The 19967-nt window shown below is 57.2% G+C and carries 16 protein-coding genes and 4 pseudogenes; 8 read left to right on the forward strand and 12 right to left on the reverse strand.

Translation table 11 applies throughout. The features are described 5' to 3' along the window. Position 1 precedes the first annotated feature (1 nt). From QA648_RS35915 to virB11, 5 genes are all read left to right on the forward strand, one after another. Positions 2-1138 carry a type IV secretion system protein gene (locus QA648_RS35915; RefSeq protein WP_283054945.1) on the forward strand — a complete coding sequence of 379 codons (1137 nt, stop codon included), beginning with the start codon at positions 2-4 and terminating at the stop codon, positions 1136-1138. Between the two features lie 211 nt (positions 1139-1349). After that, on the forward strand, positions 1350-2024 hold the full coding sequence (locus tag QA648_RS35920) for a type IV secretion system protein (protein ID WP_283054947.1): 675 nt from the start codon (positions 1350-1352) through the stop codon (positions 2022-2024). A gap of 138 nt (positions 2025-2162) precedes the next feature. After that, positions 2163-2834 (forward strand): TrbG/VirB9 family P-type conjugative transfer protein, encoded by a 672-nt coding sequence (locus QA648_RS35925; protein WP_283054948.1) that lies wholly within the window; start codon positions 2163-2165, stop codon positions 2832-2834. Between the two features lie 193 nt (positions 2835-3027). Beyond that, entirely contained in the window at positions 3028-4224 is a 1197-nt protein-coding gene (locus QA648_RS35930; protein WP_283054949.1) for a TrbI/VirB10 family protein, read from the forward strand. Continuing rightward, entirely contained in the window at positions 4221-5222 is a 1002-nt protein-coding gene (gene virB11 / locus QA648_RS35935; RefSeq protein WP_283054950.1) for a P-type DNA transfer ATPase VirB11, read from the forward strand. Before QA648_RS35930 ends, virB11 begins: the two co-directional genes overlap by 4 nt. A 306-nt stretch (positions 5223-5528) precedes the next feature. Here the strand turns inward: virB11 and QA648_RS35940 are convergent, their stop codons facing one another. From QA648_RS35940 to QA648_RS35955, 4 genes and pseudogenes are all read right to left on the reverse strand, one after another. Then, a complete protein-coding gene (locus tag QA648_RS35940) occupies positions 5529-5735 on the reverse strand; it encodes a hypothetical protein (RefSeq protein WP_283054951.1) in 207 nt (68 codons plus the stop codon). After that, positions 5705-6760: a recombinase family protein gene (locus tag QA648_RS35945; RefSeq protein WP_283055077.1), complete on the reverse strand. Its 1056-nt coding sequence runs from the start codon at positions 6758-6760 to the stop codon at positions 5705-5707. Before QA648_RS35945 ends, QA648_RS35940 begins: the two co-directional genes overlap by 31 nt. Beyond that, positions 6743-7135: pseudogene (locus tag QA648_RS35950) on the reverse strand (recombinase family protein); the annotation flags it as partial. The pseudogene QA648_RS35950 and the gene QA648_RS35945, both read right to left, overlap by 18 nt. Before the next feature lie 143 nt (positions 7136-7278). Next, positions 7279-7608 (reverse strand): ribbon-helix-helix protein, CopG family, encoded by a 330-nt coding sequence (locus QA648_RS35955; RefSeq protein ID WP_283054952.1) that lies wholly within the window; start codon positions 7606-7608, stop codon positions 7279-7281. Between the two features lie 104 nt (positions 7609-7712). On the opposite strand from QA648_RS35955, the gene QA648_RS35960 reads away from it, so the two are divergent. Beyond that, on the forward strand, positions 7713-8381 hold the full coding sequence (locus QA648_RS35960) for a group II intron maturase-specific domain-containing protein (RefSeq protein ID WP_349254345.1): 669 nt from the start codon (positions 7713-7715) through the stop codon (positions 8379-8381). Positions 8382-8476: 95 nt separating this feature from the next. On the opposite strand, the gene virD4 is transcribed toward QA648_RS35960, so the two are convergent. Together virD4 and QA648_RS35970 are read right to left on the reverse strand one after the other, a co-directional pair. Further along, a complete protein-coding gene (gene virD4, locus QA648_RS35965) occupies positions 8477-10180 on the reverse strand; it encodes a type IV secretion system ATPase VirD4 (RefSeq protein ID WP_283054953.1) in 1704 nt (567 codons plus the stop codon). Positions 10181-10344: 164 nt separating this feature from the next. Next, positions 10345-11061, reverse strand: coding sequence for a hypothetical protein (locus QA648_RS35970; RefSeq protein WP_283054954.1), 717 nt, complete (start codon positions 11059-11061; stop codon positions 10345-10347). A gap of 322 nt (positions 11062-11383) precedes the next feature. Between QA648_RS35970 and QA648_RS35975 the strand changes: the two genes are divergently transcribed. Continuing rightward, positions 11384-12082 carry a zinc ribbon domain-containing protein gene (locus QA648_RS35975; protein ID WP_283054955.1) on the forward strand — a complete coding sequence of 233 codons (699 nt, stop codon included), beginning with the start codon at positions 11384-11386 and terminating at the stop codon, positions 12080-12082. Here QA648_RS35975 and QA648_RS35980 read toward each other — a convergent pair. From QA648_RS35980 to QA648_RS36005, 6 genes and pseudogenes are all read right to left on the reverse strand, one after another. Beyond that, positions 12009-12458: pseudogene (locus QA648_RS35980) on the reverse strand (transposase); the annotation flags it as partial. The gene QA648_RS35975 and the pseudogene QA648_RS35980 overlap by 74 nt on opposite strands. Next, a pseudogene (locus tag QA648_RS35985) lies at positions 12438-13291 on the reverse strand (IS110 family transposase); the annotation flags it as partial. The pseudogenes QA648_RS35980 and QA648_RS35985, both read right to left, overlap by 21 nt. A gap of 282 nt (positions 13292-13573) precedes the next feature. Continuing rightward, positions 13574-14590 (reverse strand): IS110 family transposase, encoded by a 1017-nt coding sequence (locus QA648_RS35990; RefSeq protein WP_283055075.1) that lies wholly within the window; start codon positions 14588-14590, stop codon positions 13574-13576. 1054 nt (positions 14591-15644) lie between these two features. Further along, positions 15645-16400, reverse strand: a complete 756-nt coding sequence (gene istB, locus QA648_RS35995; protein WP_283054956.1) for an IS21-like element helper ATPase IstB — start codon at positions 16398-16400, stop codon at positions 15645-15647. 12 nt (positions 16401-16412) lie between these two features. After that, positions 16413-17948: an IS21 family transposase gene (gene istA / locus QA648_RS36000; protein ID WP_283054957.1), complete on the reverse strand. Its 1536-nt coding sequence runs from the start codon at positions 17946-17948 to the stop codon at positions 16413-16415. 398 nt (positions 17949-18346) lie between these two features. Next, on the reverse strand, positions 18347-19384 hold the full coding sequence (locus QA648_RS36005; protein WP_120708988.1) for an IS110 family transposase: 1038 nt from the start codon (positions 19382-19384) through the stop codon (positions 18347-18349). A 189-nt stretch (positions 19385-19573) separates the two neighbouring features. Between QA648_RS36005 and QA648_RS36010 the strand changes: the two are divergent. Then, positions 19574-19966 (forward strand): annotated as a pseudogene (locus QA648_RS36010) (transposase); the annotation flags it as partial. Position 19967: the final 1 nt, after the last annotated feature.

Below are 19967 nucleotides of genomic sequence, written 5' to 3' on the forward strand. Positions count from 1 at the left end.
CATGGGAATGATTCAAGAGATAGCAACGCAGATCGACGGGGCGACCGTCCACTATCTGCAGGCCGTGTACACGGCCGTGGCAAATCCCGTCAGGAAACTGACGGCGTCGATCGGGCTCGTGGCTCTGCTTTTCATAGCATTAAATCATGTATTGCAAATACAGAACATAAGCTACTCGAAGTACCTTAATTGGGCGGTGACATACATACTAGTCGTAAGTTTCGCCACCCTTTGGAGCAATTTCAGCCCGGTCTACAACGCCCTGACAGGTATTACACAAGGGTACTCGAACCTCGTCGTCGAGGCGGTGGCGAAGGATATCGAAACACCAGGGGCGAATATCCTCGATCCTGCGAAGATCAGCGGGGCCGGCGAGGCCAAAACCTATGCTGCGATGGACGAATTCGGTCATGCCATCATCTGGATCTCCCGCGACTTTTTTCATGACTTCTCAATTTTCCACCTTGGAAGGGCCCTTCGCAATGTCGTCTCGGGGGTCTTCGTGTTCATCGTAGGCGGCATATTCATTGCATCATGTGCTGCGCTTGTGCTGACCGCTAAAGCGGGCTTTATCGTGGCTCTGAGCATGGCTCCACTCGGCATCATGATGTTCATGTGGGAGAGAACGAGGCCGTATTTTCAAGGCTGGCTAAACTTTCTGATCGGTTTTGCCATCATGCCTCTCCTTGTCGGCTGCCTCATGGCAATTGTTCTCTATTTCGCCGGCCATTTACTTGCGATGTCCGGGGCAGAAAGTGGGGACAATAGCAAGTTCATCGCCTTCGTCTTCTTTATGATAGCCGTGCTAGTCCTGCTGTTCCACATCCCGTCAATGGCGCAGACACTGGCGTCCGCGTGCGTTACGGTCGGAGGCGCAAGCGTTGCCAGGAACCTCACTAGCGCGTCAGCCCGCACCACTGGCGCGAGTGCGCTACAAAACGCCGCTTTGAACCTTCCTTCCAGGGCGTTAGGCGCGATGCGTCATCCACGAAGGCATCCCCATACAGGCGGCGCGGCAACCGCCACCTCGAAAGCTGGGAGCTCTGCTGCTGACAGCATGAAGTCCGGCTTTGCGGCATTTCGCGAACACTCCAATGATCGCAAGGAACGCTCGCGGCAACGGCGGCATGAGTCATAGCGAGTTTGCGAAAGGATCGCTTCCGGGTCCCATGCCGCGTCGTCCAGCGCCGGCGCGCAATCGTTAGGGGCTATATCTCAGGCGTCTGCTACCAAGCCTTTCGTGTCCCGCTTTACACGCATCTAGTTCCGGCGGGAAGGCCGTCTCAGACATGAGGCAGGAACGATCAATTCCTTCATTACTCAAACATTTAAAGAGTATCGGTGTCGACATGGCCAAGATGAATATTAAAAACGCCTATGAGGAGGAAATATTCTTCACGCTTCGCCAGCAGCGCAACAACTGGGCGAAAGTCGCTGTCGGCTCGATCGGCGCGGCACTCCTCTCGTTGGGATGCCTGCTGGCAATCCTCCCGCTCAAGGAAACCAAACCTTTTGTGGTGATGGTCGACAAGTCCACGGGCCAGGCGGAAAAACTGGTGCATGTTCGCCCGGCCTCCCTCGATCAGCAAGATGCAGTGCTGCAGGCTGAGCTTGTATCCTATGTCGTCGACCGCGAGACCTACGACCAGGCCGACAACAGCACTCGCATTCTGGACGTCATGGCCCGTTCGAAGGATAATGCCGCTGAAACACTGGCCCAGCTGTGGACGTCCAGCTCGCCACAATATCCGCCGACCATCTACGGAACAGGCGTCCGTGTCCGGGTAACCGTAAAATCGATTTCTATCAACCCGGATTCCGGTCGTAGCGCGCCCAATCTCGCGCGGGTGCGGATAACTAAGTTCCGCGAGGAAAAGGGGCGAGAAACAGCCGAGCGCAGCTTTGTGGCGACGGTGGGCTATTCGTTCCATCCAAAGGAGGATGCCAAGCTCGAGGAGGTTTGGAAGAATCCCCTTGGCTTTGCCGTTCTGTCATACCGGATCGATGCCGAAACTAATGGTTAGAATTCCAGCACGAGAGGAACCGCCCCCATATTCAAGCACACCGCAATCCTGCTGCTTCTGAGTGTAGGAGCAGCCCTCGCCGATCAAGCGCCCGTCTACGCGTCCGAATCGGTTTCCGCGCTACGACAAAAACCCGCGGTGGCGGCGCCGGCCGGCGATCCGCGCATTCGGCGTTTCGCCTACAATGAAAACAATGTCTATCGGCTCGACCTTTATCTTAAATCGGTGACCGCGCTGCAGTTTTCGGAGAGCGAGGAAGTCGAGTCTATCCTTATCGGCGACAGTGCATCCTGGGAAGTGGTTAAGCTCAAGGCCGGAAACGTCGTCAGCGTCAAACCGATGCTTCCCTCGGCCACGACCAACATGACCATTTATACCAACAGTCGGGTATATACATTTGAACTTCATTCCATCGGTGAATTCTCAGGCGGAGCTAATGCTGCGCCCCTCTTCCGGTCGATCTTCACCTATGCAGGCGACGAGAAGCCGAAGCAGAATAGCGACGCTTCCTTGAGACGGGACGGCCTTCGCGCGGACTACCTGTTCTCGGGTGACGCCGCATTTCGACCACGCTGGGTCCAAGACGATGGCCGGCAGACGATGTTCTTCCTGCCTCAAGGCGCTCCTCGTCCGGCCATTTTTAAGGTGGGACCGGCCAACAAGGAACAGCTGATTAACTCCCGCACCAATGGAAACGAGATCATTGCTGATGGAACGAGCGATTACTGGATCCTGCGTATAGGAAACGAGTCCGTGTGCATCGGTCGTACCGGTCCCACGCGGCTCAACAGGAACGTCAGCGTTAGGTGAAAGGCGAGCCATGTCAGTAGACAATCACAGCGATGGCCCTATTCGCGATGACGGCACCGAGCCGACGGACCCTGAACACAGGGCAAGGGAACGGGACGTGCTTGTCAACGCTCGCCGCGCACGACAGACACGCGGTACTAGCGGCGCAACTAATGCAAGGCTCATGATGTCGGCGGGCTTGATGGGAGGGGCCGTGGCGCTGTTCTTCGCAGTCGCTGGGCCGACGGCTACCCTAAAGGCCCTGGGGATCGGCCGCGACAACGACCAGGAGGTTTCTAAGGTCGATATGGAAGTTCAGAAAGATCCTCATTTACCAGTTCATCTCGATTTCGCCGTACCCGCGAGCACGGAACCTGAAAAGAAGGAGTTAGATCCTAACGCAGCCTGGGAAGCAAAGATCAAGGCGCTACAGGATCAGATTGCTGAACTCGAGCGCAAAAAACAAGGCAGCGTCTCCTCTGGAGAAATTGAGGCGCTGATTGCCCGCTATAACGAGAATATGAAGCGGCAGTTTGAAGATGAGAGGAAGGCAATGACCGAAGAAAACGTCCGGTTGAGAGCCGCTGCCGAGCGAGCGGAAGAGGAGCGCCAGCGCGCCGAAGAGGCGGGAAAGCTGCAGTCGGGTGAGCTCAAGGAGCGCCAGAAGCTCGACAAGATGCAGCGTGAATCCAGTTCGGTGGTGGTCGATGCGGCTGATGGGCTTGCCGGCGTGACCACTGAGAGCGATAAATCGGCGACTGACCAGAACCAAAACGCGCAGTTCCTAGAGACGGCCGCCAGCAGCACGTTCCAGACGTCTGTTTCGCGGCGGCTGCTTGATCCCTCGCACACAGTGGTGCAAGGAACCATTATCTCAGCCGTGCTCGAAACCGCGATCGATACTGAGTTGCCTGGCAATATTCGTGCACAGGTGATGGAACCTGTTTATTCATTTGATGGAGCACGCGTTCTGATGCCCTCTGGTACCATTTTGATCGGTGAGTTCAACAATGACGTCAACCTCGCTCAGAGGCGCGTCCTGATAGCATGGAACCGAGCGATTACGCCTTCGGGACAATCAATCGCGCTTGGTTCCACCGGCGCAGACATACTTGGGCGGTCGGGCACGGAAGGTAATCTGAACAACCGCTATGGCACAAAATTCGGGGTCGCCATCCTCATCAGCGCCATCACCACCCTTCCTTCGATACTGTCCAACCGCAACAGCCAGTCTGAATCCGGCACGACCTCCAAGGTCGGCGGCGGCCAGGTCGGCGGACAGATGAGCGACACAGCGAACGACCAGGCAAGCGGCGTCCTTGATAAGTATCTTTCGCTACCGCCGACCATTAAAATTCCGCAAGGTGAGGAGATCCGTGTTTTCGTAAATCGGGATCTCGTGTTCAGATGAATTATGTTCCGACGAATCGCGGAATCTCCTACGTAGAGCAATATCTGAGCCCTCTGAGAGACTTTCTGGTTGATGACCGCGTCAACGAGCTTGTGATCAATCCAAATGGCTCAATCTTCATCGAAGCGGCGGGCACCGAATACATGCACGAGATCGACGTGACGATGGCGCCCCATGCCATTAAGCGGCTAGCTGTGCAGCTTGCCGGCGACACCCGCAACACCCTTGGCGCCTTGCATCCGATTGTGTCCGGCCGGGTCATGGTCTGGGGGCATCCACTGCGCGTTCAAATCGTGATCGAACCAGCGATAGAGTTCGGCGTATCGTTGTCGATCCGCAAATATCTAACACGGGGGCTGGCGACGGAGGATATCGGCTTCGCCAACGGGGGACTGATACGCGTCGATACGGAGCGCTGCCTCCGGCACAGGGCGATTGCTAAGATGGCGCACGACGGTGACCTGCAGGGTCTGTTCCGGCAGGCTATCGAGGAGAGATTCAACGTGCTGGTTTCCGGCGGCACATCCTCTGGCAAAACGACGGTAGCGCGCTCGCTGATTTCCATGATGGACCACAACGAGCGCCTGATCACCATTGAGGACGCACAGGAGCTCTTCCCACCCCATCGCAACCAAGTGGGGTTGATATCCGACCGGAAGGACAAGTCAGCACGCATGCCTTCCAAGCTGCTCGAGAGCTGCCTGCGCATGCGGCCGGACCGCATTATCGTTGGAGAAATCCGCGGCGTGGAGGCCTATGACTTTCTCGAAGCGATCAACACCGGCCACCCTGGGGCCATTACTACCATCCATGCTGATAGCCCAGAGCTAGCATTTGACCGCCTTGCGCTAATGGTGCTGCGCACGGGGGTCAGGCTTACCCACGGCGAGGTTATTGCGTATGCTAAGCGCACAATCGACCTGGTAGTTCAGGTCGGACGGCGCAATGGCTCCCGCGGGGTGCTTGAGATTTACCTACCTTCACAAGAGGAGGAATGATCATCATCGCAGATAGGGCACATCCGATGCTTGGCGGTACAGAGTGAAAACTCAATCAGCTGGTCGGATTATGTCATAATTTGATTCAATGTGCCCGTTTGAAGGAGAATGGATAATCGGATGAGAATTCTGGCTCGATAATCAATGGCGCGCGATCGCACCGCTATCACCGACGAACCAGCCCGGAAAAATTGGACAGCGGGTATAAGTGGAATTGCTGCCTGACTTTGGCTTAGATGCCGGAAACAGGAGAGAGCATGACGAGACGACCGCGCCGGAACCACAGCCCGGCTTTCAAGGCAATCGTCACCACCCGGTCGGGTTCCTAGACGCGTCGTGCGCATATTCAACACGAGCGTGTTCTCCGCCAGCATCCGAATCGTTGTCGACCAACACTTCCTTGACCAGCAGTCGGACGACCTTCTGTCGCTCAATGATGTCCAGCGAATCCGCCGACGCGCGCAGCCGCTGAAGGAAAGCGGTCAAGGTTTCGACCAGACGCAGGAACGACATCCGGTCGGCGGCCTGGCGACGATCGCCTGCAGTTCGGCGCGCATCGACTGTTCGCGGCCGCGCAGTTCCGGCATCCGGCGCCGTAGTTCTTCGAGGGACACGAGATCCTCTTGATAGGCGGTAAGCAGGCGCTCCATGCTTTTCCCGATCCGCGTCAACTCGCGTTCGAGAGCGTCTTGCCGCCGCTTCATCGGTTCGGCAGCACGGGCAGCATCCAGGCGTCGGTCGAGTTCGGCCTGGATGAGTGTCGGATCTTCGATCAGGTGGATAACCTCCTGCCAGACGATCTGGTCGAGCAGGTCCTGGCGGATAGGCCGGCTATCACACACGGCCCCGCCAAGATGGCGCCATGCATCGGAGCCAAGGCAGCGGTAGTAATGGATTTTGCGCGCCGAGCTGCGGGTCGATGTTCGCGACAGCGCATAGCCGCATTTGCGGCAGGAGACCAGCCCTTGAACGATGCTGGGTTCGATGGTCCGGCGGGGCGCGAAGCGCTTGTTGTCGGCCAAGCGCTCTGCTGCAAGCGCAAATGTCTCGTCGCTGACGATCGCCGGGACCGGTATTTCGATCCATTCATCGCGCGGCCGTTCGTGACCGCTGCTCTTTTCCCCATGGATCGTCCGCCCTGTCAGGCGGAACGGTCTCGTCACCTTCTGCCGTGCTCCGACCTGCGTCTTGTTGAAGCAGGCTGTGCCCTTGTAAGCGGGGTTCCGTAGGATCGCCCAGACCACCGATCGTTCCCAGCGCGTCACCCGCCGGCGCGTGGGCAGTCCCATCTCGCGTAACAGCTGGGCGATCGCACCGATGCTCAGACCATCCACGGCATATTTGTCGTACACCAGTCGCACGACCTCCGCTTCAGCGGTGTCGATCTCGTAGCGTGCCGGCACATCGCTGGTCTTGCGAATGTAGCGATAGCCATAGGGTGCGCCGCAAAGGACCGAGACTTCCCCGGCCTTGGCGCGGTGGCGCTTGCCGCGACGGGATCGTTCGAGAATCTGCGCCCGCTCATACTCGGCGATCATGCCCTGGAATTGCAGCATCAACTGATCTTCCGGCGTGCCGGAATGTGGTGCCTTCAGGAATATCGTCTCGACACCATGGCGGACGAACTCCTCGGTCAGCAGGACTTGATAAGCATATTTGCGGCTCAGCCGATCCGGCGAGTGGATCAGGATAGCCTAAAGGTGGCCCTCGGCGGCGAGATCACGCAGCCGCTCCAGACCTGGCCGCGCCAGGCTGGCGCCGCTGAAGCCTTCGTCCTCGATCACCCATTCATCGGGTACGCTGTATCCTTGCTCCTGCGCGAACTCGATCAGCGCCGCTGTCTGGCTGGCGATCGTGTTCTCCTCCTTCTGCTGTTCGGAGGATACCCTGGCGTAGATCGCGGCGGCCTTCATCGCTCTTCCCTCTCACGCGCGGCTCGGTGCTGACCGCACGGAATTGCTCTGGGACCAATATCCCAAAGACTTGCTCCAGTTTGACGGCGAGGAGACGATCGAAGGCATGCTCGAACTGGATGCTGCGATCATGGCCGCGCCGTTCAACCATGGCCGCCAGCTTCGCCGAGGAACGCCCGCAGCGCCCGGCTGACCATCTCGCTGATCGTCGTTCCTTCCGCCGCTGCCCGCGCCCGGACGGCATCGACCAGGTTCGGCGGAAGCTTGAACGTCACTGCTGCGGCTGGCTCGACAACCGGCACGGGGCGACCGATCAACTGCGCCTCCTCGATGTAACGATAGGCCTGACGTCGGGACATTGCGAATTCGCGCGACAACGACAAGGCAGCCTCCGTCACACTCAGCCCGCGCGCGAGTAACCCATGGGCCGTATTGAGACGTTCCGCTTTTTGCGCATCGGTCGATCGCGACATGTGACATATACATATTACCTTTTGAGACGAAGATCAAGCACAGAACGAGAACGTTCGAGTGGAATCGTCCGCTCGAACGTAAAATTACCTTTTGCGTTCAGGGAGTGCTTTCACCCCTCCTAAGCAATCTCGTGCTCGACGATCTCGACAAGGAACTGGCCCGACGGGGTCTCCGTTTTTGCCGCTATGCGGACGACTGCAACATCTATGTTCGCAGCCGCCGCGCCGGCGAACGCGTTATGGCTTCCATAGGCCGGTTCCTGGCCAAGAAGCTGCGGCTGAAGGTCAACGAGACGAAGAGCGCGGTGGCGCAACCTCAGGAGCGGAAGTTCCTTGGATTCAGCATCTCGAATGACGGGAGCGAGCGGCGCATTGCGCCGAAAGCTCTCGACAAGTTCAAGGCGCGGATCCGGGACCTGACAAGCCGGACGCGGGGAATCAGCCTGCCGCAGTTGATCAAAGAGCTGAAGCCATACCTCATCGGATGGCGCGGCTACTTCGGCTTCTGCCAGACCCCGCGGGTGCTTACGAACTTGGAAGCGTGGATCCGCCGAAGACTACGTATGTATCTTTGGCGGCAATGGGGAAACGGTCACAACCGCTTCAAGGAACTGCGCCGTTGTGGCGTTCCAAAGTTCCGTGCTGCGATTGCCGCCGGTTCGCCGACGGGATTCTGGCGCATGTCAGGACACCCCGCGGTGCAACAGGCCCTACGCACCCATTACTTCGAGTCACTCGGTCTTCCCCGACTCCATCTCTCTGCCCAAGCTTAATCTGGTCGAACCGCCGTGGTACGTGACCCGTATGCCCGGTGGTGTGGGAGGGGTGGCGCCGTGAGGCGTCCCCCTATCCCGATCAATCCCGTGAGTCAACCTCTTTGAGCCTTGGTATAAGTGGTCGCAAGGTCGAGGGGTTCTGGCTCCGGCAAGGCACCAGACTGGCTATCGAAAATCCGCTTAAGCACGCGGTCGGAATAATATTTCACCTTTTTTAGCCGAAGCGGCGGTTGCCCTTTGATCAGCACGATTTCCATGTCGTCGTCGATGAGGCGCACTTGCTCCGGCCGCAACAGCGGCGCGCCTTGGTCAGAAAGCTGAATATTTGTATCGAAAATGTTGCGCTGGCTGAAGGAGGTGGAGCGGGCGCGAAACGTATAGTCGCCGATGGCTTTCGAAATATAGTTTGGAGTCTCGTCGTCGGCGGTGGCCATAAAGATCTGTATGCCAGTATTGCTAAGGAAATTCTCCTTACCAGACTCTTCATATGCCCCAGTCAAAGCCGAGAGGCTTTGGATGATGAACATGAAACGCCCCTTGTAGCCGGCAATCGTAGTGACCGCGGTTTCTATGGCTTCGAGTTTACCGAGATGCTTAAATTCATCCAGCAAGAACAGCACCTCGAAGATTTCGTCCTTCTTCGGCAGTGTCCGCTGTAGAATGGAGACCACCTGCTGGAAGAACAGCCGAATGAGGGGAGCGATTACCTCAAGATCGTTTGGATTAACGCAGAGAAAAATTGACGTGGGATCGCGGCGGAGATCATAAATTGAAAAATCCGACGTCGTTGTAGTTGCCTTGATTAAGGGGTCCGCCCAGAGATTCAGGCCGCCGTCACCAAGGACAGAGGTATAGGAAGTCAGAATCTTAGTATCGTTACCGGCCATGTTATCGAAAATTCGCTCTGCCTCTTTATTTTGCGTTTCCTCAGCGAGCTGGGCGAAAAGCTTGTATTTCTCACCGGGCTGGGCGAATAGGTCGTAGACGGCACCGATCGTGGGCGTACCGCGTTCGATGCATGCGAGTATGCCAGCGACAAAAAGGTCTCGCGCGCCATCGATAAAGCCTTCCGATCCCTTCCCCTTTGCAACGATCAAGTTAACGGCCAGCCGCCGCGTCTCGCTGAAACGGCGTTCCGGCGGCATGTTAACGAGGTCAAGCACAGGGTTGTAACTGTGGGTCCGTCCCGCACTGTCGAGTGGCGCGAACTTGAAAACCCGATCGCCCCGCGTCATGCGGGTGCGCGAAGTGAACTCGAATAGCTCCCCCTTCACGTCGAGCGCCAGAATTGAACCGTTGAAGGTCAGGAGGGTCGGGATGACCACGCCAACGCCTTTGCCGGCACGCGTCGGGGCCACGACCAGACTATGCGGCTGTTCGCCGTTAGTTAGATATCGACCCGGCCAACGCGGCCCAACCGTTTTGCCAAAGATCGGTCCAGTTATGTTGCGAAAAGGCCTGATATAGCCCGCTCGTTGTAGTTCCTGCCGCGCGGCCCAGCGCGCCGTTCCGTGATGTTGCGACTTTCGTAGGATTACAACGGCGACTGCCATTGTGGCGAGTACGGCGGTACTGACGGCGATTGTCAAGCCACGGAGGAAGACCGGTGTGGCGTAGCCAAGATATAAGGGCGTTTCGTACCAGAAGGAGAAGATGTCGAAGCGACTGATGGTTTCACGGCTGATGCCGTGGCGATAGAAGCTTGCATAAATGCTCGCGAACAACAGCCCCATCGTCAGCGAAAGAAGGAAGGCAAACAGCAGCGTGTTCAGCTTCCGAGTCGTGTTCCCGTCCATTTCCTCATGACCTCCGCGGCGCTTCTATGCTCACCCCTGCTTCGCTGCGGTTCCTCGAGTGTTCTGACATTTGCCGCGGCATCCGCGCCCCGGGAGCTGACGCAGAACGTCCGCGAGCTACGTCCGAGTGGCTATCTTTGAAATTAGTTCGAACGGCCGTTTTATCATCGCGCATGCCGTTGCGCTCTTGACTTGAACTGTCTGCTTATGGATCCTGATGCCTGGATTGGACTCGTTCTCGCCCCAAATACGATCACGTTCGTTGGGTCACCATATTCGTTGCCCTGCTCGGCTTCCCAGTCCGCTGACATCACCATCATTTCGTCTTCTCTTGGCCGTTGGTGTGTGGCAGCCTCTCTGGAAACCGACGGCTTCTGAGCGTCGTTCTTCACCTCCGCCTGTCCAAGCGTTAGTCCTTTTTTAAAGGCTGCGTCTTTTCCGGAGGGGTCTCCTGAAGGCTCGGCTGAAATAATGGCCGGACGGTTGTTCTGATGTAACCCGTCACGCCCCGAATGCGGTTGATTACCTGGCCTGCTATAGGATTTGCTGCCTAAATTTTTGATATCGGTGACCCTCCGCCCGGATTGGATCCAGCCAAGTAGTGCTTCTAGCGAACAGCTTGCCACTCTTGCTGCGATGGTTCGTGATCGCTTGGCCATATTCGCTTTTTCGGATCTCCATTCGACACCAGACCAGCGCGGCGCTCTACTGACCTCGCCTTCTTCCGCCTCGAGGCCTTTATTCGCGATTTCGGATTGATCGCTCACGCCGTAGGTTCTGATGATCAGGCCTCCAAGACGCTTGATCATTACGTGGTTTCCCCCATCGGCTGTTTTGATGAGGTTTTTGGATTCGAGCAGCGTCTTATTGCCGGTCAGCATCTTCGTTCCATCTCCGGCATCCCAATAGCGCCGGTTACAAATCCCTCAAACGTAATTATCCGGGAATAGGCGCCGGTCTTGGGGTCGACAACGGCGGCTTTGCCCTTGTAGCCTTTGGGATCCACTCGCCGACCGCGCCCTGCGACGGAGCATCGAAGAGCTCAGATAAGACCGGTTTTTCATCATAGGTCATAGTAGAAGTCTCATAGCGGACCGACGGTTACGAGGAACATCTTACTGCATTGGAATGCTCATCTTTCGTGACGAGTGCTTATCAATATAAGCAAGCGGCCCCCCGACTCCCAAGAATGTACGGTTACGGTTGCAATATGATACCAACTTTGCCGGTTGTATTCGCAATTACAGCAGTCATGTCGTATTCATACGGCGAGGTACGGCGAGGTACGGCGAGGACCGCGGACTTTGCTCGCGCGCATGGGCCGTTGCTGACTGTGGTCATTGCGGACGACGGTTACGCACCCACTATCGCGGTCGCAACGCGGCACCCGGCTATCATTGCGCTGGCAAGATCATCGTTGAAGGACGGGGCGTCTATTGTCTCAATATCGGCGGCGTGCAGATCGATGAGGCCGTGGCTGCAGCTTTCCTGGAGGCACTTGAACCAGCGCGCCTAACCGCCACGATTGAAGCCGCCGAACGTCTGGAAAGCGATCGGGAAGCAACCCTCAAGCAGTGGCGGCTCGACGTGGAACGGGCGCAGTTCGCCGTCAACCGCGCCGAGCGCCGCTATCGCGCTGTAGATCCTGACAATCGCCTGGTCGCCCGCTCCCTGGAACGGGAGTGGGAAGAAGCCCTGCGCGCGCTGGAGGTGGCCAAGACGGAATTGGCACGCCGAGAGGAGGCGACACCACGGCTGTTGTCGTCCCAGGAGCGGGCAAATCTGCTCACCGTTGGCGTCGATCTGGTGAGCGATGGGGTCGTCCTATCCGGATCTGTTGCAGAAGGGCAGTTGCGCCGACCACCAACACACTACGCAACATTTCGTCGCCGGCGCGGGTGATTATACCGAGCCTGACTTTGCCACCGGTTGAATGATCTTTCGGCGTCAGCCCAATCCAGGCGGCAAAATCACGCCCCGATTTGAACATCGCTGGGTCGGGTGTTTTCATCATCAGAAGCGAGGCGCCGATCGGTCCCACACCGGGGATTGCCGCCAGGCGCTTGCTGCATTCATCAGCACGATGCAAGGCCATCAATTTTTCATCGATGATTTTGATCTCGCCAAGTAGCTCGCGATATTCCTCACCATGTATGGCGAAGAGCTCACGTGCCAGTTCCGGCAGAGACTGATCTGCAGCAATCCGCTCCAACAACGGTTCGATCCTGCACATGCCTTTGGCAGCGACAATGCCGAACTCGATCGCAAAACCGCGGATAACGCCGGTTCTCGTGAGGAGCACCGTCGCCGCTTCATAAAGCAAACCCCGCAGATGGTTGTCGCCTCTTTTAGAGATGTGGCCGTCATAATCGACCTCGCCCGACTGGTAGCGCCGTGTTGTCAATCCGAGCCAAGCGCCAACTGAGCGCGACGTTCTGAAGTTTCCTGGATCTTCAATCGCTGCGACGTACGAGACGGCTGTGACGGCTCCGATGCCCGGTATGGTATCGTCATTAAAAGCTTCGTCGCCTGGCTCTGTCGCGCCGCTGCGAGCAGTTGGCGATCAAGATCAGCCGCGTGTTTGCGTATGTCGCGCCACGCATCGAGCAGAGGCAAAATGATCCGTGCAAGGTTGTCGTTCCCAGCGAGAAGCTCTCTGACATTGCCATCGAATATCCGACCTTTTCCTTCGGGGACAATGAGACCGAACGTCTTCATTAGGCCACGGACCTGGTTGCTCAGCTGGGTTGAGACACTCAGGAGTTGATTTCGAGCCCCAACTAAGGTGCGTATAAGCATGCTGTCGAACGCTTTTACCCGGACCGCCTTGTAGAAGCCGGCTTCGGCCAACTGGGCCAAGCCATCCGCATCATTGGCATCAGTCTTGTTGAGCGTCTCGTTCAATACTTTTTGCGCATGCCGCGCTTCAATGCAGATCGCCGGAACACCCTCGGCCACCAGCGCGTGATAGAACCACGTCGACAGCGGCCCCGTCTCAAATACAACGCGCTTGGCGTGCGGGGCATGCTTGCGGATCATCTGCGCCAGAAGCTTTGGATCAGATGGGCACTTCCCCCGCCATATCCGTTGCCCGTCTTGTCGGATCGAGATCGCCGTATCTTCTGTGGTTGCCGCCCGTGGGGCAAGAAGTTTCTAACCCAAATATGCGAGTGATCGAGTGCGGTCTTCTGTCAGGCCTTTAAATGCGGCATGTCAAAAGCCGCTGGCCGGTATGGTGATCTGCGGATAAGGCCCAACTCTTTCAAACGAGCTCAGATGCTCAAGATACTACACTGGTTTTCCTGATCCAGATCTGTTCGATCATTTTGCCCATTCGGGTCGTCGCCTTCTTACTCCCTCTTTATCCGAAACCAAGCAGCAGTGGCATATCGATCATGCAACGGCTGCCTGTGTCGGAACTCGATAATCCTCATTTTTCGTGAGCACGGCCCAAATCGTACGCGCCATTTTGTTGGCCAATGCTATCGCAACAAGCATTCGTGGCTTTCGCGCGGCAATGCGCGCGAGCCATGAGCCTTCAATGATCGCTTTGCGGGTCAGCCAGGTTAGGCGCGACATCGCGCCAATGATTAGGAGTCGGCGGATATCAGCTTGGCCCGCCTTAGAAATGCGTCCGAGCCGCTCTTTTCCACCGGAGGAGAATTGGCGCGGAACAAGACCTAGCCATGCGGCAAAGTCGCGCCCGCACCGAAAGCTCTCCATGGGCGGGGCAAAGGCCTCAACAGCCAGGGAGGTCAACGGGCCGACACCTGGAATTGTTTGTAGTCGCCGCGCTGTGTCGGCTTCAGCCGCCAGCGCCTTGATCTTCACTGTTCGTGCATCGATGCGGACCGTCTTCTCGGCAATCTGGTCCATCAGGTCGCGACACTCCTCGCGCATCAAATTTGGCAAGTCGCTATTTGGGTCATTGAGGATCTCATCAACGCGTTTCAACTGATGCATTCCCTGCGCAATAACATAGCCATATTCATAGAGGCAGCCCCTGAGTGCGTTGGCCAGTTCTGTGCGCTGATGCACAAGGCGCTCTCGAGCGCGAAACAAAATTGCCCTGCTTTGTTGCTCGGCAGACTTTGGATCTACGAAGCGCATTTCAGGTCTCTGAGCCGCGATTACGATCGCTTCGGCATCTGCCGCATCGTTCTTCTGACGCTTTACAAAAGGCTTGACGTAATGCGGGGCGATCAACTTCACCTCGTGGCCATACCTGCTCATCTCGCGGGCCCAGTAATGCGCGCTGCCACAGGCTTCCATCACGACCACCGCTGGAGGCTGCTCGGCCATAAATTTGGCAAAACTCCCCCGTGACAATTTCTTCCGGAACTTCAGCTCCCCAGTCATCGACGCACCATGAAGCTGAAAAGCCGTCTTTGCCAAATCCACCCCGATCATTGTATCTTTCGTCACGGTTGCCGTCCTTTCCGCTCAGTGGCTGTAAACACCACTATCCTGGCACATTGCGATGCCGTCTGGGGAGGGCGGCAACCACTCCATCTTGCCAGGTGAGCCGGCTCGATTTCGCCGGGGACGCGCACCAGGACATCACCGATGACGATTTCCACCGTAGAACTTGCCACCGGCTCAACGCGGGCGAACTTCACTTCCTCCTTCACGGCTCCCGGCAGGTGTGCAACCAACCCCGATGACAGTGCCTTGCGACGCCACCCGTAAAGCTGCGAGGGATCCAATCCCTCAGAACGCGCATCGCCGAGACATCGGCCTCAGGCAACAACGTCTCGGCAATCAGCCGCTCCTTCTCCTCATCCGGCCAGTCACGCGGTTTGCGTCGCGCCCGCACCGGCGCCGCCGTCAAAACCTCGAGTGTTCGTGGCTGATTCACGCCGATTGGTACCACATTTCCGACTGCGCGTCCGGGTCTGTTCCAATCTTACTGCGGGCGTCGGTCATTGCCGGCCACAAAGCGCGTGACGGATATTACCCTGCCGTTGTCCCGCCTCCGCCCATGCGCGAGGCGCAATTGGCTATAGCGATCTACTACGATCTGATGACCTGCGCCCCCTCGCGACGGCCCACATGGAGCCGGCTAGTTCACGGGCAATGGCCGTGCAAATCACCGTGGTCCGCTTGCCTCTCCAGCCAGCATACGATAGCGAGCCGAGAGTGGGAAAAACGTGGGGGTAAGGGTATTCAGGTAATCGAGTGCTTTTGGAAAGGGTACTCGTTGACCGCACAATTGAAGATGATCATCTCCGTCGAGCTTGTTGGGGTCGTCTTCTCTATTCGGCGTGGTGAGGTCAAGCACCTTCTGACTATCCGCAGCTGCGGTGATTGATGTCTGCGTATTCCGATGAAGCCGGCCATCGATTCCGATTTGAAGCCGGCCAGTCATTCCGATTTCATTCCGGCCAGCATTCCGATTTGAAGCCGGCCATTTCTCGGACTGATCCTGGGTCTTGTTGATGTTTGGATTGGGTTTTGTTTCAGGTCAAGCGTGCGGTATTTCAGATGCTAATGGCGAACGCTGTTTGCGCATGCTTTCACCGGTGAGATCGATGCGATAGGCGTTGTGAACGAGGCGATCCAGGATCGCATCGGCGAGCGTTGGGTTTCCAATGATTTCCCACCAGCGATCCAGGGGCACCTGGCTTGTGACGATCGTCGAGCGACGCTCGTAGCGGTCTTCGATGATCTCGAGAAGATCGCGGCGCTGATCATCGTTGAGTTTTTCCGGTCCCCAGTCGTCAAGGACCAGCAGGTCGGTCTTGGCGAGGGATTTGAGTATCCTGCCGTATCGTCCGTCACCCCTTGCAAGTGCGAGCGTGGCGAACAGTCGAGGAACCCGGTGGTATGCGACGGAGAAATCCTCGCGGCAGGCTTTGTGGCCGAGTGCGCAGGCAAGCCAACTTTTGCCGACCCCGGCTGGCCCGGTGACGAGCAGACTATGATGCTTGCGGATCCAGTCGCAGCGAGCAAGCGTCATAAACAGATTGCGGTCGAGACCACGAGACGCACGAAAGTCGGCATTCTCGATCTGTGCATCATGGCGAAGCTTGGCAGCCCTGGCGCGGGCTTCGAAACGCTTCTGGCGGCGCATGGTAGCCTCTCGCTCAAGCAGTATGGCAAGCCACTCTCCATGCTCGAGGCCGCGCGCTTCGGATTGTGCGTCGAGTTCCTGGAAGGCTGTGGCCATGCCGTAAAGGCCGAGTTCGCGCAGCATATCGATGGTCGGATTGATCAGCATTGGTGCATCTCCTCATTGAAAGTAATCAGGACCACGCAGATTGGCGTGATCGACGATGGTGGTCGGTTCGGTGGAATGGCGGGCGGTCTTGTGGTTGGCCAGAAGCGAAGCAATGCTTTTGCAGTTCAGCCCACCGATCTCGACGGCGCGGGCAGACACGGCCTCGGCCCGATTGCGATCGATGTCGCGAAACAAGCGTAAAACGCCCAGGCATGTTCGAAAGCCCTGTTCGGGATGCGGGCGGCTGGCAAGGATTGCGATGACCAGACCTTCTGTCTGTGGCCCGATGGATGCAGCCCAGCGACGGAAACGATCCGGTGTCCACTCAGCATATCGCCGGTGGGAACTGGGCATGTGATCCGGATCGGTTCCATGACGAGGGCCGCCATAGCGGCGCTGATGGACAGCAATGCGCTTGCCGCGGTGAAAGATCTCGATGGTGCGCGCCGTTGCCCTCAGATCGACCTGCTGGCGAATGAGACTGTGCGGCACGGAATAGAAGAAGGCCTTGAACTCAACGTGGTAATCCGTCGAGACGCGGGCCAAACGCCATTCGGCGAATTCGTAGTCTTCACCCGGAAGGCTGGCGAGCGCGGCACGTTCGACACTCTCAAATAATTGCCGCCGGGTAACACCCAATCGACGCATGAGGTGGTCATTGATGCGATCGAGCGCTTGGCGAATAGCGGCATTGGCCTCAGCAAGCGAGAAGAACGTCTGCTTGCGCAACCGCCCCAGAATGCAGGTCTGGGCGAAACGGACTCCGTTCTCGACCTTGGCTTTGTCTCGCGGCTTTTTTGGCCGTGCCGGAAGAACGCCGACTCCATAATGGGATGCCATCATGCCGTAACTGCGGTTAATCTCGGGATCGTAAAAGCTGGCGTGGTTGACGCCCGACTTCAGATTGTCGGGAACGATCAGCCGCGGAACGCCGTCGAAGAAGCGAAACATTCGAACATGCGAGCAAATCCAGTCGGGGAGCGTTTGCGTCCAGGTCGCCTCAGCATAGGTGAAGCTCGATGCACCGAGCACCGCCACGAAGATCTCTGCCTCGCGGATCTCACCGGTCTTGCGATCAACGATCGGGATCTTCTTGCCGGAATAGTCGACGAAGACCTTGTCGCCGGCTGCATGCTCTTGGCGCATCGTCGGCGAAAGCCGCTGCTCGAAGCTTCTAAAGAGCTCACAAAAGCGGGAATAGCCGTAACCCTCGGGATGCGACCCACGATACTCCTCCCACAGGATGAGCAGGGTGACGCCGGGCTTCTTTAGCTCGACGGCAAGATCGGCCCAATTGGGTTCGACGCGTCGTCTCGTGCCCTGTTTGATGCCGTTGCGAGCGAAGAGCTTGTTCTCGAGCGCATCGTCAGTGAGTTCGCCCGGCAAGGGCCAGCTCAATCCAATTGCTGCTGCGCGCTGCAGATTATCCTGCACCGTACTGCGCGCTATTCCCAATACGACCGCAATCTCACGGGAGCTGGTCCCGCTTCCGGCAAGTCGCAGCATTTGTCGTAACTGTCTCATGGTCAGCCTTCTCTTTGCCGGCATCAAAATGTCCTCGTTCATCACGAGGTATCGATGCCGAAAGTTGCTGACCCAGGAGGTAATCTTCAGTGCCGAAAACCGGCCGGTCTTTGATTGGAACGGTGGCCGGCTTCAAATCGGAATGGTGGCCGGTCTTTGATCGGATTGCCGGCCGGCTTCACGTCGGAATCCGCATTGATGTCTTCGCAGTATCGCACTTCTCTCCGGGATCGACCTGTGTGGCCCTCCCACTATGGGACCAGAAGAATGAGGCGGAACAATCTAATCGGCGACCTGATCGCAATAAACGACCGTACCAAGACAACACGCGAACTCACCTCATCCGTCGTCCTGCGAAGGACATCTTTCCACCACCGGCGGAATCTTCTTGTCTCCTTTTTTTTCGTTACCCTGGTTGCTAACTATGCAGCAACAGGCAAGCTCTCCCGTGTCCAGCAGAATTCGGTTCCGTCACTCCACATGCGATGCATGATCACCGCAAGCCGTCGTGCCAACGCTACAACCGCCTTTTGCCTCCCGCGGCGTCTGGCGATATTCATCGCCCACGCTTTCAGCCACGACCATTTCTTGACGTTTACAAGCAGGACTTGTGCTGCTTCGTAAAGCAGGGATCGCATCATCGCGTCACCGCAACAGGATACGCGCCCGACCCGCTTGCTTTCACCAGACTCGTTCAGTTTCGGCGTCAGCCCGAGCACAGAACCGACCGCCTTTGAATGTGCAAACCGCGCAGGAATATCGATGGTTGCCGTATAGGTGAGAGCGACCACGGGGCCGACACCAGGGATCGTCGTCAATCGGCGACAGACTTCATCCTCGCGGACCAAATCCAAAACCTTCTTGTGCAGCTTGGTGAACTCGTTGCGCAACAGTTTGCGTGCAGCCAACAATGGCTGCATGATTTCGTGTAGATCAGGCCTGTCTTCGACGAGCTCATTGATCCGCTCCTCGAATTTGATCTTGCCGACCAATCCGACTTTCAGACCGAAGTTGCGCAACAATCCGCGAATGTCATTCGCGATGGCGATGGCTTTCTCCTGCAAAAGTTTGCGCGCGGTCAGCAATGCTCGGTGCTTCTGGCTCGTCAATGTCTTCACATGCACAGGCCGATAGAGATTGACGCGCATCATCTGGGCCATGCCACGCGCATCGTTGCGGTCCGTCTTATTCGGTTGGGCTTTCAAAAATGCCTTGGCATGCCTGGTCTCGATGCAGATCACCGGCAATCCTGCCTTGGCAAGTCCGTCATAAAGCCATTGCGACAGTGGTCCGGCTTCAAGACCGATCCGCTCAATCTGCCACTTCGGATCCTTGATCACCGAGATCAAATCCTCAGGGTGAGTGGCTACTTTCGTCTCCCGGCAAATCTTGCCTGTCTCATCAACAATGCAGACCGCGGTCTCTTTCACCGACACATCCAGTGCACAATAGTGTTTCATGCTGCGCTTCTCCCTTTGATGTTTGAGGCTGTTGAAAGACATGACCTCGTTTTACCATCAGCCAGAAGCGCAGCACCCCAATCCACAATGGTCAACGCTGAGACGCAAAGCCGAATATCCCATCTAATCGCACGGCATTTTGCAAGCGTTTTTTTCAAAGATGGGCCGGCCGGCACTGTGGTTAGTCTAGTGCTGAGCAACGAAGCAAAGGCATTCGTGGCCATAGGTGAAAGCTTTGCCGTACACGAGACGGTCAACCACTCCAGCCGCGAATATGTCCGGGATGCCGTCCACGTCAATTCAGCCGAGGGGTTCAATGCTCGGGTCCGGCGAACCATTGCAGGCGTCTTTCATCACATCAGCCCGGAACTTGCCGACCTATATTTCCATGAAACCGGTTTCCGCTGGTCCCAGCGCGTTGTTACCGGCCAAGCAGTGCGGAAAAGCCGAAGCGGCAAGGAAAGCACGAAAACCCTCTGGTCACGGGTAGCTCCCGCACTGCAATTGCAGCAGGTCTTCCGCGCTGCTACCGGCCGCCAGCTGCGCCATAATAGCCCGGCATTCGTGTTCCGCACGGTGTAGA

The organism is Rhizobium sp. CB3171 (assembly GCF_029714265.1).
GTDB lineage: Bacteria > Pseudomonadota > Alphaproteobacteria > Rhizobiales > Rhizobiaceae > Rhizobium.

What these genes read in the sequence shown, in the direction of transcription:
- QA648_RS35915 (WP_283054945.1), top strand. Translation starts at nt 2, where the DNA reads ATGGGAATGATTCAAGAGATAGCAACGCAGATCGACGGGGCGACCGTC.
- QA648_RS35920 (WP_283054947.1), top strand. Translation starts at nt 1,350, where the DNA reads ATGGCCAAGATGAATATTAAAAACGCCTATGAGGAGGAAATATTCTTC.
- virB11 (WP_283054950.1), top strand. Translation starts at nt 4,221, where the DNA reads ATGAATTATGTTCCGACGAATCGCGGAATCTCCTACGTAGAGCAATAT.
- QA648_RS35940 (WP_283054951.1), bottom strand. Translation starts at nt 5,735, where the DNA reads ATGTCGTTCCTGCGTCTGGTCGAAACCTTGACCGCTTTCCTTCAGCGG.
- QA648_RS35945 (WP_283055077.1), bottom strand. Translation starts at nt 6,760, where the DNA reads ATGATCGCCGAGTATGAGCGGGCGCAGATTCTCGAACGATCCCGTCGC.
- QA648_RS35955 (WP_283054952.1), bottom strand. Translation starts at nt 7,608, where the DNA reads ATGTCGCGATCGACCGATGCGCAAAAAGCGGAACGTCTCAATACGGCC.
- virD4 (WP_283054953.1), bottom strand. Translation starts at nt 10,180, where the DNA reads ATGGACGGGAACACGACTCGGAAGCTGAACACGCTGCTGTTTGCCTTC.
- QA648_RS35970 (WP_283054954.1), bottom strand. Translation starts at nt 11,061, where the DNA reads ATGCTGACCGGCAATAAGACGCTGCTCGAATCCAAAAACCTCATCAAA.
- QA648_RS35990 (WP_283055075.1), bottom strand. Translation starts at nt 14,590, where the DNA reads ATGATCGGGGTGGATTTGGCAAAGACGGCTTTTCAGCTTCATGGTGCG.
- istB (WP_283054956.1), bottom strand. Translation starts at nt 16,400, where the DNA reads ATGCTGATCAATCCGACCATCGATATGCTGCGCGAACTCGGCCTTTAC.
- istA (WP_283054957.1), bottom strand. Translation starts at nt 17,948, where the DNA reads ATGCCGGCAAAGAGAAGGCTGACCATGAGACAGTTACGACAAATGCTG.
- QA648_RS36005 (WP_120708988.1), bottom strand. Translation starts at nt 19,384, where the DNA reads ATGAAACACTATTGTGCACTGGATGTGTCGGTGAAAGAGACCGCGGTC.